The sequence below is a fragment of the Pseudomonas simiae genome (genome assembly GCF_000934565.1).
In the GTDB taxonomy this organism is placed as follows: Bacteria; Pseudomonadota; Gammaproteobacteria; order Pseudomonadales; family Pseudomonadaceae; genus Aquipseudomonas; species Aquipseudomonas simiae.
Map to the genome: position 1 here is coordinate 4,331,460 of NZ_CP010896.1, position 15,098 is coordinate 4,346,557.

Genomic DNA, 15,098 nt, shown 5'->3' on the forward strand with positions numbered 1-15,098 from the left:
GGCGGCCACCCAAGCAAGCGCTTGGCTAAAACTTGTGACTGGCGTTTACAAACCAAGCGCTTGCTTGGTAGTCTCGCCCACAGCCATTCGAGGAAGGATTTCTCATGAGCAAGACAGTTCGTATCGGCTGTGCCAGCGCCTTCTGGGGCGACACCTGCACCGCCGCTGCCCAGTTGGTGCACGGCGGCAAGCTGGATTACCTGGTGTTCGACTACCTGGCGGAAGTCACCCTGTCGATCCTCGCCGGCGCGCGCATGAAAGATCCCCAGGCGGGCTACGCGACGGATTTTGTCGAAGTGCTCACGCCCTTGCTGGCGGATATCCAGCGCCAGGGCATTCGTGTGATCAGCAATGCCGGCGGTATCCATCCCCAGGCCTGCGCCGCCGCCCTGCAAGCGGCCTGCGACAAAGCAGGTATCAAACTGAACATCGCCGTGCTGCTGGGCGATGACCTGCTCCCCCAACTCAAGCAACTGCACGGCATCACGGACATGTTCAACGGCACGCCGTTGCCACCGGTGTGCGTGTCCGCCAACGCCTACCTCGGCGCACCGGGCATTACCCAGGCACTGGCACTGGGCGCGGATATCGTCATCACCGGTCGCGTGGTGGACAGCGCCGTGGTCAGCGCGGCGCTGGTGCATGAGTTCAACTGGTCCTGGCAAGACTACGACCGCCTCGCCCAAGCCGCATTGGCCGGGCATATCATCGAATGCGGCGCACAGTGTACCGGCGGTAATTTCACCGATTGGCGCGATGTGCCGGACTACGAACACATCGGTTTTCCCATCGTAGAAGTCGGCGCCGACGGGCAGTTCACCGTCGGCAAGGTCGACGGCACGGGCGGGTTGATCAGCGAACTCAGCGTGGCCGAGCAGTTGCTGTATGAGATCGGTGACCCGCGGGCCTATCTGCTGCCCGATGTGATCTGCGACTTCAGCCAGGTCAAGTTGCAGCAGCAAGGCAAAAACTGTGTGCGCCTGCACGGCGCCAGGGGCTTGCCGCCCACCGATCAGTACAAGGTCAGCGCCACCTACCCGGACGGCTTCCGCTGCACCGCCAGTTGCCTGATCGCCGGGATCGATGCGGTGGCAAAGGCCGAGCGGGTCAGCCAGGCCATCATCCACAAGACCTCGGAACTGTTCAGCCAACGCGGTTGGGCGCCCTACACCGAGGTGAATATCGAACTGCTCGGCAGTGAGGCGACCTATGGCGCCCACGCGAAGCGTCAGGACTGCCGCGAAGTGGTGGTGAAACTGGCGGTGCGTCACCCGAGCAAACAGGCATTGGTGCTGTTCGCACGTGAGATCGCTCAAGCCGCCACCGGCATGGCGCCGGGCCTGACCGGCATCGTGGGCGGACGGCCAACCGTGTACCCGTTGATCCGGCTGTTTTCATTCCTGATCGATAAATCCGCCTGCCAGCTGTTGATCGACTTGCAGGACAAACGCCACACCTGCTCCCTGCCGGTTGCCGACGCCCCCGCCCTGCCCGATGCACCGATTGACCCACCCAAGCCCCGAGGCCGCGCCGACGCCAGCGTCCCTCTGGTGAAACTGGCCGTGGCGCGTTCCGGCGACAAGGGCAACCACAGCAACATCGGCGTGATCGCCCGCGACCCCGAGTACTTGCCCTGGATCGCCGAAGCGCTGACCCCGGAAGTGATCGTCGACTGGATGGGCCATGTGCTGGACCCCGTTCACGGTCGCGTCGAGCGCTGGTATTTACCCGGCAGCCACAGCCTCAACTTCCTGCTGGAAAACGCCTTGGGCGGCGGCGGCATCGCCAGCCTGCGCATCGACCCGCAGGGCAAAGCCTTCGCCCAGCAACTGCTGGAAATCCCCATCGCCGTGCCGCAACACATCGCAGATTCACTCACCTGACAGGAGCGTTGCCGTGGCCTTCGACTCGATCTTCAAAGCCAACCTGTTCCACGGGCACACCGTGATGGTCACCGGCGGTGGCAGCGGTATTGGCCGCTGTACCGCCCATGAGTTGGCGGCCTTGGGTGCCAAGGTGATCCTGGTGGGACGCAAGCCGCAAAAGCTGCAAAACGTCGCGATCGAGATCGCCGAAGATGGCGGCAGCGCCGCGTGGCAGGCGTGCGACATTCGCGATGAAGAGGCCGTAAAGGCGCTGGTCAAACACATCATTCATGCCCACGGCCCGATCCACGGCCTGGTCAATAATGCGGGGGGCCAATATCCGTCACCGCTGGCGGCGATCAACCAAAAAGGCTTCGAAACCGTAATCCGCACCAACCTCGTCGGCGGCTTCCTGGTGGCGCGGGAAGTGTTCAACCAATCCATGAGCAAGCATGGCGGCGCCATCGTCAACATGCTCGCGGACATGTGGGGGGGCATGCCCGGCATGGGCCACTCGGGTGCGGCGCGCGCGGGCATGGACAACTTCACCAAGACCGCCGCCTTCGAATGGGGTTACGCCGGGGTACGGGTCAATGCCGTGGCGCCGGGCTGGATCGCCTCCAGCGGCATGGACACCTACGAAGGCGCGTTCAAGGCGGTGATCCCGACCTTGCGCGAACACGTGCCGCTCAAGCGCATCGGCACCGAATCGGAAGTCAGCGCGGCCATCGTGTTCCTGCTCAGCCCCGCCGCCGCCTTCATCAGTGGCAGCACTTTGCGCATCGACGGTGCGGCCAGCCTGGGCAGCCGCGCCTGGCCGTTGCACAAGGCGCAGGCACCGAGCGAACCCTTCAATGGCTTTCACCGTGCCTACCTGCCGGATGTGCTCAAGGCGGAGAAATAGACCATGCCGGTAATCGAGTCCTTGATCGACACCCACCACGCCCAGTTCGCGCAAAATCGCGAGGCCATGCTGGCGGCCATCGCCCACCTTCACCAGTTGGAACACACCCTGCTCGCCAAGGCTCAGGAAGCCAAGCCCAAGTTCGACAAGCGCGGCCAACTGCTGCCCCGCGAGCGTCTCGCCCTGTTGCTGGACCCCGGCGCGCCGTTCCTGGAACTGGCCAGCCTGGCCGGCTACAAGCTGCACGACGACAAGGATGGCAGCGCCGCCGGCGGTGGGTTGATCGCCGGCATCGGCTACGTCAGGGGCGTGCGCATGCTGGTGGTGGCCAATAACAGCGCGATCAAGGGCGGCACCATTTCCCCCACCGGCCTGAAGAAATCTCTGCGCCTGCAACACATCGCGATGGAGAACAAACTGCCCGTGGTGACCCTGGCCGAAAGCGGCGGCGCCAACCTCAACTACGCCGCCGAGATTTTCGTCGAGGGCGCGCGCAGCTTCGCCAACCAGGCGCGCATGTCGGCCATGGGTTTGCCGCAGATCACCGTGGTGCATGGCTCGGCCACGGCGGGCGGTGCCTATCAGCCGGGGCTGTCGGATTACGTGGTGGTGGTGCGTGGCCGGGCCAAACTGTTCCTCGCGGGCCCGCCGCTGCTCAAGGCCGCAACCGGCGAAGTGGCCACCGATGAAGAACTGGGCGGCGCAGAGATGCACGCACACACCGCCGGCACCGCCGAATACCTGGCGGAAAATGACGCCGACGGTGTGCGCATCGCACGGGACATCGTCGGCCTGTTGCCCTGGAATGATCACCTGCCAATGGTGCCAAACCGTGCTTACGCAGAACCCCTGTATCCCATCGAAGAACTGCTGGGCCTGATCCCTGACGACCCGAAGAAACCCTACGACGTCCGCGAAATCCTCGCGCGCCTGGCCGACGGCTCCCGCTTCCTTGAATTCAAAGGCGAGTTCGACGCCCACACCGTCTGCGGCCACCTGCACATCCAAGGCCACGCCGTCGGGGTGATCGGCAACAACGGCCCGATCACGCCCAAGGGCGCGACCAAGGCCGCACACTTTATCCAACTGTGCGACCAAAGCCGCACGCCGCTGCTGTTCTTGCACAACACCACTGGCTTCATGGTCGGCACCGAGTCAGAGCAGCAAGGCGTGATCAAGCACGGCGCGAAGATGATCCAGGCGGTGGCCAATGCACGAGTGCCTAAACTCACGATTGTGGTGGGCGGCTCCTACGGCGCCGGCAACTATGCAATGTGCGGCCGCGGCCTGGACCCGCGCTTTATCTTCGCCTGGCCCAACAGCCGCACGGCGGTGATGGGCGGTGCGCAGGCGGGCAAAGTGCTGCGCATCGTCACTGAGGCCAAGCAGTTGAAGGACGGCCTGGTGCCGGACCCCAAGGTGCTGGACATGCTGGAGCAGGTCACCGCACAGAAGCTCGACAGCCAATCCACCGCGCTTTATGGCAGTGCCAATTTGTGGGACGACGGGCTGATTGATCCACGGGATACACGGACCTTGCTGGGCTTTCTGCTGGATATCTGCCACGAGGCGCAGGTGCGTGAGTTGCAAGCCAATACCTTCGGTGTAGCGCGTTTTTAGGAGAACAATAAAAATGATCTTTACCCAAGAACACCAGGCACTGCGCCGCACCGTCCGCGCCTTCGTCGACCGTGAGATCAACCCCCATGTGGACGCATGGGAAAAAGCCGGACGCTTTCCCATCCATGAGATCTTCCGCAAGGCTGGCGACCTCGGTCTGCTGGGCATTTCCAAGCCGGAGAAATTCGGTGGCATGGGCCTGGACTACAGCTATTCCATCGTCGCCGCCGAAGAGTTCGGCACCATTCGCTGCGGCGGCATTCCCATGTCCATCGGCGTGCAGACCGACATGTGCACCCCCGCCCTCGCCCGCTTCGGCAGCGATGAACTGCGCGACGAATTCCTGCGTCCGGCCATCAGCGGCGAGCAGGTCGGCTGCATCGGCGTCTCGGAAACCGGCGCCGGCTCCGACGTGGCCGGGCTCAAGACCCATGCGCGCAAGGACGGCGACGACTACGTGATCAACGGCAGCAAAATGTGGATCACCAACTCACCCAGCGCCGACTTCATCTGCCTGCTGGCCAACACTTCCGACGACAAACCGCACATCAACAAGTCGCTGATCATGGTGCCGATGAACACCCCCGGCATCAGCGTCAGCCCGCCCCTGGAAAAGCTTGGCATGCACAGCTCCGAGACCGCCCAGGTGTTCTTCGACGACGTGCGCGTGCCGCAGCGCAACCGCATCGGCCATGAAGGCGCGGGGTTCATGATGCAGATGCTGCAGTTCCAGGAAGAACGCCTGTTTGGCGCGGCCAATATGATCAAGGGCCTGGAGCACTGCATCGACAGCACCATCGACTACTGCAAAGAACGCCAGACCTTCGGCAAGGCGCTGATCGATAACCAGGTCATTCACTTTCGCTTGGCTGAGCTCTCCACCGAAATCGAATGCCTGCGCGCGCTGGTCTATCAGGCCACCGAGCAATACATCAAAGGCCAGGACGTCACCCGCCTGGCCTCCATGGCCAAGCTCAAGGCCGGGCGCCTGGGCCGCGAAGTCAGCGACAGTTGCCTGCAATACTGGGGCGGCATGGGCTTTATGTGGGACAACCCCGTGGCCCGCGCTTATCGCGATGTGCGCCTGGTGTCGATCGGCGGCGGCGCCGACGAAATCATGCTGGGCATCATCTGCAAACTGATGGGCACCTTGCCGGGGAAAAAATCATGAAGACCTTGCTGCTGGAACCGCACAACGGCGTGTTGCACATCACCCTCAACCGCCCTGAAAGCCGCAATGCGATGAGCCTGGAAATGGTCAATGAACTGCGCAGCGTGATGGCGAAGTTGGACAGCCAGACGCGGGCGGTGGTGATCAGCGGTTCAGGCGGGCATTTTTGCGCCGGGGCGGACGTGAAGGATCTCGTCACCGCGGGTAGCCAACTACAGGCACTGAACCGGGCGTTTGGCACCTTGCTGCAGGAAGTGGAAAGCGTGCCGCAAGTCGTGATCGCGGTGCTGCAAGGCGCGGTGCTGGGCGGGGGGTTTGGATTGGCGTGTGTGAGTGATATCGCGATAGCCGATCACCAGGCGCAATTCGGATTGCCGGAGACCAGCCTGGGATTATTACCAGCGCAGATTGCGCCGTTTGTGGTCAAGCGGATTGGCCTGACCCAGGCTCGACGGTTGGCGCTGACGGCAGCTCGGTTTGATGGCGTGGAAGCTGAACGATTGGGGGTGGTGCATTTTACCGAGCGCGACCCGCAGGCGCTGGCAGAGCGGTTGGATGAGGTACTGGGACACGTGCTGCGCTGCGCACCAGGCGCGAATGGACGGACCAAATCCCTGTTGCTGGCGAGTGTGGATGAGCCGCTTGAGGCTGTGCTGGACCGAGGGGCGCAGTGGTTTGCCGAGGCGGTAAGGAGCGAAGAAGGGATTGAGGGGACGCAGGCGTTTGTGCAGAAAAGAAAGCCTCGGTGGTGTAAGTGACGCCATCGCGAGCAAGCCAGCTCCCACAGTGCAGAGGTGCGAACACCTACAACTGTGGGGGCTGGCTTGCCTGCGATGAGGCCCGCTCAAACACCCCATCAGCCAAGGGATACACCCATGCCCGCATTCAGCAAAATCCTGATCGCCAACCGCGGTGAAATCGCCTGCCGCATCCAGCGCACCGCCCAGGCCCTTGGCTATCGCACGGTGGCGGTCTACAGCGATGCCGACGCCCAGGCCCTGCACGTACAGATGGCCGACGAAGCCGTGCACATCGGCCCCGCCCCGGTCCAACAGTCATACCTCAATATCGACGCCATCCTCAACGCTGCCAGAGTCACCAGCGCCGATGCCATCCACCCCGGCTACGGCTTCCTCTCCGAAAACCCCGACTTCGCCCGCGCCTGCCAGCAAGCCGGCCTGACCTTTATCGGTCCCAGCCCCGAAGCCATCGAACTGATGGGCAGCAAACGCCTGTCCAAACTCGCCATGCTCGACGCGGGCGTGCCGTGCATCGCCGGTTACCAAGGCAGCGCCCAGGACGACAGCACCCTGCAACGGGAAGCCGACGCCATCGGCTACCCCTTGATGATCAAAGCCAGCGCCGGCGGTGGCGGTCGCGGCATGCGCCTCGTCCAGCACCCAGAAGAGCTGCTGGACAACCTGCACACCGCCCGCTCAGAGGCCAAAAACGCCTTCGGCAGCGGCGAACTGATCCTCGAACAAGCCCTGATCGAGCCGCGCCACGTCGAAATCCAGCTGTTCGGCGACAGCCACGGCCACCTCATTTACCTCGGCGAGCGCGACTGCTCGATCCAACGCCGCCATCAGAAAATCATAGAGGAAGCCCCCTGCCCGGTCATGACGCCCGAACTGCGCCAGGCCATGGGCGAAGCCGCTTTGAACGCCGGGCGTGCGGTGAACTACGTCGGCGCCGGCACCGTGGAATTCCTGCTCGACCGCAACGGCCGGTTCTACTTCCTGGAAATGAACACGCGTCTGCAAGTGGAACACCCGGTGACCGAACTGATCACCGGCCTCGACCTGGTGGACTGGCAGTTGCAAATCGCCGCCGGCCAACCGTTGCCGCTGACACAGCCGGACGTCTCCCTCAACGGCCACGCCATGGAAGTGCGCCTGTACGCCGAAGACCCGGCCCAGGGTTTCCTGCCGCAAACCGGTGAGGTGTTGCGCTGGAATCCGGCCGCTGGCGTGCGTATCGACCATGGAGTGACGGAAGGCCAACGCATCAGCCCGTTCTACGACCCGATGCTGGGCAAAATCATTGCCTATGGCGCGACCCGCGAAGAGGCGCGACGCAAATTGCTACGGGCGGTGGAAGATACGGTGCTGCTCGGGGTCACCACCAATCAGCCGCTGCTGGTTGATCTGCTCAAGCATCCGGACTTTGTCGGCGGCGATTTCAGTACCGGGTTTATTGCTGAGCACTTCAGCGAAATCCGGCCCCTGACGCCGTCAGCAGAACACCTTGCCCTGGCCGCCGCACTGTTTTACCAGCACAGCGCCAACCAGCATCCCCAAGGCCTGGCGGGATGGCGCAACAACACCAGCGCACCCTGCACCTATCGCCTGGAGGTCAACGGCGACACCCACACCGTCAACGCTGCCCCCCTGCCTCTCACCACCGATGGCCGCCACGCCAACCACGTGTTCAATGGCATCCGTCGCCGCACCGCCTATCACCTCGTCGGCAACCAACTGTGGCTACCTGGCCTCACGGTGACTGACCGCACCCAGCAAGTCGCCAGCCGCCAGGCCAACGTCAGCAGCGGCACGGTCAAGGCGCCGATGGACGGTGCAATTGTCGATGTACGGGTCAGCGCCGGCGACAGCGTGACCAAAGGCCAACTGTTGCTGGTGCTCGAAGCCATGAAAATGGAGCATCCGTTGACGGCCGGTATCGACGGTGTGATCAAGGGCGTGCAAGTAATCGCCGGTGATCAGGTGCGCAATCGTCAAGTTTTACTGGAGATCGTCTAGCCCCTAGGCGGAACTACAGGGCCGGGCTACGCTCTATCCCCATCAGAAAGGGAAGAGTACGGGAACCTGCACGATGCCTCATTGGCTGATTATTGACCTTGAAGCCACAACGGATGAAGGCGGCTGGCCCGTGACGGAGATGGAAGTCATCGAGATCGGCGCGAGCCTGGTCAACCGCCAGGGCCGCGAACTGGATCACTTCCAGCGCTTTGTGCGGCCGCTGCGCCGGCCATTGCTAACGCCCTTTTGTCGCCAACTGACCCACATCACCCAGGCAAACATTGATGGCGCGGCGCCGATGACCGAGGTGTGGCCGCTATTCGAGCGCTGGCTGGGCCAGCATCAGCCGCGCCTGGAAGGCTGGGCCAGCTGGGGTGATTACGATCGTAAGCAACTGGAGCTCGAATGGCAGCGCCACGGCCTGTCCAGCGCACTCGCGACCACGCCCCACCTGAACCTCAAGCAGCGCTTCGCCAAGGCCAGGCGGCTGGACAAGCCCCTGGGGCTCAACGGCGCCCTGCAATTGGCGGGGATGCAGTTCCATGGCCAACAGCATCGGGCGCTGGAGGATGCACGCAACACCGCGCGCCTGCTGCCGTTGATTTTGCCGGTCTAGGCAGCTCCTCTGGCCTTGGGCATACTGGACGCCCTTTTTGGTGATGCTTACCTGTAGGAGCGAGCTTGCTCGCGAAGAACGTCAACGCTAAAGCGGGTAATCTGATTAAACGCGGTGCCTGGGCGTTCTTCGCGAGCAAGCTCGCTCCTACAATAAAAGCATCAACCCCTTTTCCGAGGAATCGCCCATGTTCAAAGTCAACGAGTACTTCGACGGCACCGTCAAGTCGATCGCTTTCGGCACCGCAGAAGGTCCGGCGACGATCGGCGTAATGGCCCCCGGCGAATACGAGTTCGGCACCGCCCAGCGTGAAATCATGCACGTGGTGTCTGGCGCCCTGACCGTCAAACTGCCTGATGCCAGCGAGTGGGAAACCTTCGCCGCCGGCAGCCAGTTCAACGTGCCCGCCAACAGCAAGTTCCAGCTGAAGGTCGCCGTGGACACCGCTTACCTGTGCGAATACCGCGGCTAAGGGTTTCCCGGAAGCAAAAAAAAGCCCGTCTCGCAGGAGACGGGCTTTTTTTATGCGTGAGGAAAGTTACTCCAGGATCGTCACCGGCATCCCGACTTCCAGGCGCCCGATACCGTCGTTGACCAGGTTCTGGCCGAAAATCGCGCCGGCTTCGGTCTTGCGATATGCCTCAAGCGTGGCGAAAGGTTCGCGGTCAGCGCTGCGCTCGCCAGTCTGCGGGTCGATGGTGGTGAGGATGCAGCGCGAGCACGGCTTGACCGCACGAAACTCCACGTCGCCGATTCGCAAGCGTTTCCAGCCATCTTCGGCGAAGGCTGCGCTGCCCTCAATGACCAGGTTGGGCCGAAAGCGCAACATGTCCATGGGGCGGCCGATGCGCTGTGAAAGGTCGTCCAGTGACGCCTGACCGATCACCAGCAGCGGGTAACCGTCGGCAAACGCGACCTGGTCGTCGTCCTTGCCGTAACCGGCCTGAGTGGTGCGGGCGCGTTCGAGGGGGATTTGCACCAGGCGCGTCGGTTTGCCGATGAAATCGCTGACCCACGCGGCCGCCGCGTCGCCCGCGTCCGGCACGCGCAAGGTGTCGCGCCAGATCGTCACACCCCGCAACTCGGCGTCGCTGCCGGGCAGCGCCACGTCCAGCGGCGTGTAACCCGGCGAACTCAAGGTGAGGCCGCCGCTGCGGTTCCACAACGCCGACAGTTGGCTCATCTTTGCCACGGCACGCTGCGTGAGGAAACGTCCACTGGCTTCATCCACCAGCATCCAGCGTCGGTCCCCGTCCACCCCGAGTTTATCCAGGCCGACGTGCTGCAGTATTTCGGCCTTGCCGGACTTCAAGGGGTAACGGTACAACGCGCTGAGACGAAGCATGAGCCTGCATTCCTGAGGGACAAAGCCATCACCCTAAGGTCAAGCGGGCACTTCGTCCAGCATGAGACGCTGACGCACCACATCCACCAGCTTGTCGGGCTGGAATTTGGACAGGAAGTTGTCGCAGCCGACCTTCTTCACCATCGAATCGTTGAAACTGCCCGACAGCGAGGTGTGCAGCACCACATACAAGCCACGCAGACGCGGGTCGTTGCGGATCTCCGTGGTGAGGCGGTAGCCGTCCATCTCGGGCATTTCGGCGTCGGTGAAGATCATCAGCAGCTTGTCGGTCATCACCTGGCCGCTGTCGGCCCAGGCCTTGAGCATGTTCAGCGCCTTGAGACCGTCGCTGGCGATGTGCATCTTCACCCCCAACTGGCCGAGTGTGTCGCGCAGTTGCGAGAGGGCCACGTTGGAATCGTCTACCAGCAGCACTTCGCGGCCACGGGCACGCTCCAGCACCGGATCTTCGAGTTTTTCACGGGAGACCTTGGCGTTGTACGGCACGATCTCGGCCAGGACTTTTTCCACGTCGATGATTTCCACCAACTGGTCGTCGACCTTGCTGATGGCCGTGAGGTAATGCTGGCGACCGGCACTGGTCGGTGGCGGCAGGATGGCTTCCCAGTTCATGTTGACGATGCGGTCCACGCCGCCCACCAGGAACGCCTGCACCGAGCGGTTGTACTCGGTGACGATAATGGTGCTGTTGGGGCCCGGCACCAGCGGGCGCATCCCAATGGCCTGGGACAGGTCAATCACCGGCAGGGTCTGGCCCCGCAGGTTGACCACGCCACAGACGAACGGGTGGCGCTGCGGCATCAAGGTCAACTTGGGCAGTTGCAGGACTTCCTGCACCTTGAACACGTTGATCGCGAACAACTGACGCCCGAACAGGCGGAACATGAGGATTTCCAGGCGATTCTCACCCACCAGTTGCGTGCGTTGATCTACCGTGTCGAGAATGCCGGCCATTAAATGCTCCTGATGCGCTAAAGGTTGTGCAGCTCACTTACAGCTTGTTATCGGCGGCAAGCGCCAGACCTTGACCCTTGTAAAATGCCACGTAAATCCATTGATGTCACACTGACATCATGGTTTACTGCGCTGGCCTCTCCAGAGAGCGGCACGGCGACGGTGCACGACATTCAATTCGGTGCAAGGTTCCGCCATGTAAGGGATTCCCCTATGCACAATCAGGCCCAACCTGATATTCGCAATATCTAATAGCCATTAATGTGACGCCATTCTCAATGCATGAATGGAGTCAGGCTTTTGTTTGCCATCCCAAGCCCTCGGCCCACAGGCCTTCTAGACATTCAAATGTCGGCAATTGAAGGTGTGCAATTGACCCCGTTCATGACGGCCGCGCACAGCCCTCGCCGTCACTCTAATAATCTTCCTACTGACAATTCAGAAGCAACCTACAGATCCCAGTCATATTTCAGCGCTACTTTTAAGCCATTCACCCGGTGCGACATCTCATCACCCGACCTTATGTTGCGGAGACTTGTATGATGAACAGCGCAAATGAATGGCAGACAACTCTTCCTGAATTTTTGCTTGAAGCAGAAACCCTGCTGGCCAAGTCGCAAGAGTGCTTGAGCCATCTGCACCTGATCCGCGACGACAGCGATGCCATCGAGTGCATGAAGGCCAGCTTGACGAAACTGGCCGAGAAGGCTGACAACCTGGCCCTGCAGGCGATCAGCGAATTTTCCCGGCATATCCACTACCTGATTGCCAATGCTGCCAGCCCGATGCAACTGCATGATCAGGCGCTGGATGCCTTGCACGCGTGCCTGACGCTACTGGCATGGCAGCTTGAACTGATCGATGCCCGCACCGGCGAACTGGGCATGGATGAGAGTGAGCAAGCAACCCTGATTGCTACTGTCACGCTACAGATTCCGCAAAAAGACTTCAGCTATAAACCGCAGCAGCGGATGCACCACGCGTCTTGAGCGAATATCAGGTCGTGTTTAACCGGAAGTTATCTGAAAACGACATCCCCATTAATTCAAGGGCATTTTGTTGCGCAGAAAAAGATATCAATTAGCCATTAACGGTAATAACGATACAAACAAACAGAAATAATATAATGCCCCTACTCCATGAACTCTGGGAATACCGCCCGGAGCATTTGCGCAGTTAATACCCCTTGCCTGGCACGGCACCAGGCGACCAACGGTAATAGTGGTGGTACTATGCCCCACTCGAAGTGACTCAACTTCATCATGCATAAAAACGATTCGATTACACGGTCCAAACAGAGCCCTGTCAGCCGCCGTGACCGGACTTTCCGCAGCGAACCTTCATTGGCTCCATCCGCTATGTACGCCTCCCTCAAGACACTCATCGCAAGGTCCGCGTCCCGCAGCAATGCACGCCGTCTGATCCTCGCGCTGTGCCTTGGCTCGCTGCTGCTGAGCCTGTGGGCCTACCATTTTTCCGCCGCCTTGCCGCTGCTGGTAATCCTCAACCTGACCACACTGGTGGTGGTCGGCCTGCAACAGTGGCACTCGCGCAAAGCCATCAAGTTCCAGCCCCAGGAACTGGCCGATCGCCTGTTGCAAGTACAGGAAAACGAACGCCACCGCCTCAGTCGCGAACTGCATGACGACATCGGCCAACTGCTCACCGCCGCCAAGCTGCAAAGCGAATGGCTCAAGCGCCGCCTGCCCGAAGACCTACAAAGCCAGTGCACGGTGCTGTGCAACACCCTCAATGAAACCCTGGCCAAGGTGCGTGACGTCTCCGCCATCCTCAACCCGCGCCAGTTGGCCAGCCTGGGCCTGGAAGCCAGCCTGCGGGCGCACCTGCTCAAGACCCTTGAAAACACGCAGGTGTGCTGGAGCCTGGAATGCCAGCAACGGCTGACCGGCATCCCGGAAGAAATGGCCGTGGCGGCCTTTCGCATTACCCAGGAAGCGGTGACCAACATGCTGCGCCACGCCCAGGCGCGCAATCTGCTGGTACGCCTGCAACGCCTGCCTGAGGGCCTGTCACTGTTTATCAGCGATGACGGCCAGGGCTTTTCGCCAGCCATCAACCCGGGCCTGGAAGGCCAGCGAGGTATGGCCGGTATGTCAGAGCGGATTGATCAGCTTGGCGGTTCATTATCCGTCAGCAGCCAGCCAGGCAAAGGGACACGGATCGACGCGCTTTTCCCCTGGGCGCCCCGCGCCCTCGAACGGGCCAGTTCCCCTAAGGTTCTCGAGTGACCTGCACATTACTCCTGGTGGATGACCATGCACTGATCCGGGCCGGCGTACGCGCGCTGGTCCAGGACATTCCTGGCTACACGGTGGTCGGCGAAGCCAGCGATGGCGCGCAATTACTGGAGCGGTTCAGCGCCCTGTTGCCCGATATCGTGCTGCTGGACCTGTCGATGAAACACACCGGCGGCCTGGATGCCCTGCAGCAACTCAAGCGCGCCTACCCCAAGAGCCGCGTGCTGATCCTGTCGATGCACACCGACCCGGAACTGATCATGTGCGCGCTGGAATCCGGCGCCCACGGCTACCTGCTCAAGGACACCACCGCCAACGAGCTGGAACACGCGCTCCTGGCCCTGCGCAACAACGAGCGCTATCTGAGCCCGGCGATTGCCCACACGGTGATCAACCAGGCGCTGGTGCGCAGCCAGGGTCCAACCCCGCCCGCGGGTCATAGCCACAACCTCACGGCGCGGCAGCTGGAAATTCTGCGCCTGATCGTACGCGGCAAGTCTACCCGGGAAATCGCCCACGGCCTGGGCCTGAGCATCAAGACCGTGGAAGCGCACCGCTCGCAGATCATGAAGCGCCTGCAGATTTTCGACGTGGCGGGCCTGGTGTTATTTGCGGTGCGCGAGCAGATCATCAGCCTGGACGACTAACGGCGAATCCACCGGCAGGTGCACACGCAAGGCCTTGGGCAAGGCCTCGAAGTGCAGGTCATCGCCCTCCAGCGGCTCGCCATCCAAGTTGATGTACAGGCCCTGCGCGACCTTGATATTCACCCATGGCAGGCGCGCCCGCACAAACATGGTGTCCAGGCCCCAGCCATTGCTCATCAGTTCTCGCAGAGTACCGACCACTTCCTGAGGCGCGGGCAGGATGCTGACATCCAGCAAGCCATCATCGGCCATGGCGCCTGGACATAGCTCATGCCCACCGCCCGCCCGGCGACCGTTGCCGATGCCCAGGGCGAGCAACTCGCCTTTCCAATGGAAGTCGGGGCCGTCCAGCTCGGCGTAGGCGGCCTTTAGCTCGCTGAACCGCGTCAAACCCGTGAACAGGTAGGCGGCGCCGCCCAGGACCTTCTTCAAGTCTTCAGAGGTATTGGCCGTGACTTGGCTGCCGAAACCGCCGGTGGCCATGTTGAGGAAGATTTGCCCGCCGACCTGGCCAAGGTCGATGGCCCTTGGCGGCACATCCAGCAGTGCCAGGGCCTGGGCGGGTTCCAGCGGCACGCCGGCAGCCTTGGCGAAGTCGTTGGCGGTGCCCAGGGGCATCAACACCAGGCTGGCGTCAGTCTTGGCCTGGGCCATGGCTTCGGCTACGTCGCGCAAGGTGCCGTCGCCGCCGCCGGCAATGATGTGGGTGTAGCCGTCGGCCAGGGCTTCGCTGACCAGACGTTGGGCATCGCCACCTTCCCAGGTGACCCGCACGGCCAGCTCCCCACCCTGCTCGCGCCGGGCCTGCACGGCGGAGCGTACGTCCTCGTTGAGGGCTTGCTTGCCGTGGAGGATCAACAGGGCTTTGGGGGTGGTCATGGGTGGGTTACTCCTGGATTCAAAGGTGCTCGGAAGATGTGGACCTTTGGCGAGGAAAA

Annotated in this window: 14 protein-coding genes and 1 pseudogene; 12 read left to right on the forward strand and 3 right to left on the reverse strand. The window is 62.0% G+C overall.

The window, feature by feature from the left end:
- Positions 1 to 104 precede the first annotated feature (104 nt).
- From PF1751_RS19580 to ppnP, 9 genes and pseudogenes are all read left to right on the forward strand, one after another.
- Positions 105 to 1,883, forward strand: a complete 1,779-nt coding sequence (locus PF1751_RS19580; RefSeq protein ID WP_010208804.1) for an acyclic terpene utilization AtuA family protein — start codon at positions 105 to 107, stop codon at positions 1,881 to 1,883.
- A 13-nt stretch (positions 1,884 to 1,896) separates the two neighbouring features.
- The gene (locus PF1751_RS19585; RefSeq protein WP_042571858.1) at positions 1,897 to 2,769 is read left to right on the forward strand and encodes an SDR family oxidoreductase; all 873 of its coding nucleotides are present in this window, start codon (positions 1,897 to 1,899) and stop codon (positions 2,767 to 2,769) included.
- A 3-nt stretch (positions 2,770 to 2,772) separates the two neighbouring features.
- The gene (atuC, locus tag PF1751_RS19590; RefSeq protein WP_042571859.1) at positions 2,773 to 4,389 is read left to right on the forward strand and encodes a geranyl-CoA carboxylase subunit beta; all 1,617 of its coding nucleotides are present in this window, start codon (positions 2,773 to 2,775) and stop codon (positions 4,387 to 4,389) included.
- A gap of 13 nt (positions 4,390 to 4,402) precedes the next feature.
- Positions 4,403 to 5,560, forward strand: coding sequence for a citronellyl-CoA dehydrogenase (gene atuD, locus PF1751_RS19595; RefSeq protein ID WP_010208800.1), 1,158 nt, complete (start codon positions 4,403 to 4,405; stop codon positions 5,558 to 5,560).
- On the forward strand, positions 5,557 to 6,318 hold the full coding sequence (locus tag PF1751_RS19600) for an enoyl-CoA hydratase/isomerase family protein (RefSeq protein WP_044287598.1): 762 nt from the start codon (positions 5,557 to 5,559) through the stop codon (positions 6,316 to 6,318). Before atuD ends, PF1751_RS19600 begins: the two co-directional genes overlap by 4 nt.
- A gap of 117 nt (positions 6,319 to 6,435) precedes the next feature.
- Positions 6,436 to 8,319: an acetyl-CoA carboxylase biotin carboxylase subunit gene (locus tag PF1751_RS19605; protein WP_044287599.1), complete on the forward strand. Its 1,884-nt coding sequence runs from the start codon at positions 6,436 to 6,438 to the stop codon at positions 8,317 to 8,319.
- Positions 8,320 to 8,392: 73 nt separating this feature from the next.
- Positions 8,393 to 8,935, forward strand: coding sequence for a 3'-5' exonuclease (locus PF1751_RS19610; protein WP_021490825.1), 543 nt, complete (start codon positions 8,393 to 8,395; stop codon positions 8,933 to 8,935).
- A gap of 65 nt (positions 8,936 to 9,000) precedes the next feature.
- A pseudogene (locus PF1751_RS29560) lies at positions 9,001 to 9,090 on the forward strand (outer membrane lipoprotein carrier protein LolA); the annotation flags it as partial.
- A 32-nt stretch (positions 9,091 to 9,122) separates the two neighbouring features.
- On the forward strand, positions 9,123 to 9,407 hold the full coding sequence (gene ppnP / locus PF1751_RS19615; RefSeq protein ID WP_010208796.1) for a pyrimidine/purine nucleoside phosphorylase: 285 nt from the start codon (positions 9,123 to 9,125) through the stop codon (positions 9,405 to 9,407).
- A gap of 66 nt (positions 9,408 to 9,473) precedes the next feature.
- Here the strand turns inward: ppnP and PF1751_RS19620 are convergent, their stop codons facing one another.
- Together PF1751_RS19620 and PF1751_RS19625 are read right to left on the reverse strand one after the other, a co-directional pair.
- Positions 9,474 to 10,280: an MOSC domain-containing protein gene (locus tag PF1751_RS19620; RefSeq protein ID WP_010208795.1), complete on the reverse strand. Its 807-nt coding sequence runs from the start codon at positions 10,278 to 10,280 to the stop codon at positions 9,474 to 9,476.
- 39 nt (positions 10,281 to 10,319) lie between these two features.
- Positions 10,320 to 11,255 carry a chemotaxis protein CheV gene (locus PF1751_RS19625; protein WP_010208794.1) on the reverse strand — a complete coding sequence of 312 codons (936 nt, stop codon included), beginning with the start codon at positions 11,253 to 11,255 and terminating at the stop codon, positions 10,320 to 10,322.
- 539 nt (positions 11,256 to 11,794) lie between these two features.
- Here PF1751_RS19625 and PF1751_RS19630 point away from each other — a divergent pair.
- The 3 genes from PF1751_RS19630 (at position 11,795) to PF1751_RS19640 (ending at position 14,160) form a co-directional block, all read left to right on the forward strand.
- Positions 11,795 to 12,244 carry a hypothetical protein gene (locus PF1751_RS19630; protein WP_021490826.1) on the forward strand — a complete coding sequence of 150 codons (450 nt, stop codon included), beginning with the start codon at positions 11,795 to 11,797 and terminating at the stop codon, positions 12,242 to 12,244.
- Between the two features lie 369 nt (positions 12,245 to 12,613).
- Entirely contained in the window at positions 12,614 to 13,504 is an 891-nt protein-coding gene (locus PF1751_RS19635) for a sensor histidine kinase (protein WP_042571862.1), read from the forward strand.
- Positions 13,501 to 14,160 carry a response regulator transcription factor gene (locus PF1751_RS19640; protein ID WP_010208790.1) on the forward strand — a complete coding sequence of 220 codons (660 nt, stop codon included), beginning with the start codon at positions 13,501 to 13,503 and terminating at the stop codon, positions 14,158 to 14,160. Before PF1751_RS19635 ends, PF1751_RS19640 begins: the two co-directional genes overlap by 4 nt.
- On the opposite strand, the gene yegS is transcribed toward PF1751_RS19640, so the two are convergent.
- Positions 14,119 to 15,039, reverse strand: a complete 921-nt coding sequence (gene yegS / locus PF1751_RS19645) for a lipid kinase YegS (RefSeq protein ID WP_044287600.1) — start codon at positions 15,037 to 15,039, stop codon at positions 14,119 to 14,121. The two genes, PF1751_RS19640 and yegS, sit on opposite strands and share 42 nt — an antisense overlap.
- Positions 15,040 to 15,098: the final 59 nt, after the last annotated feature.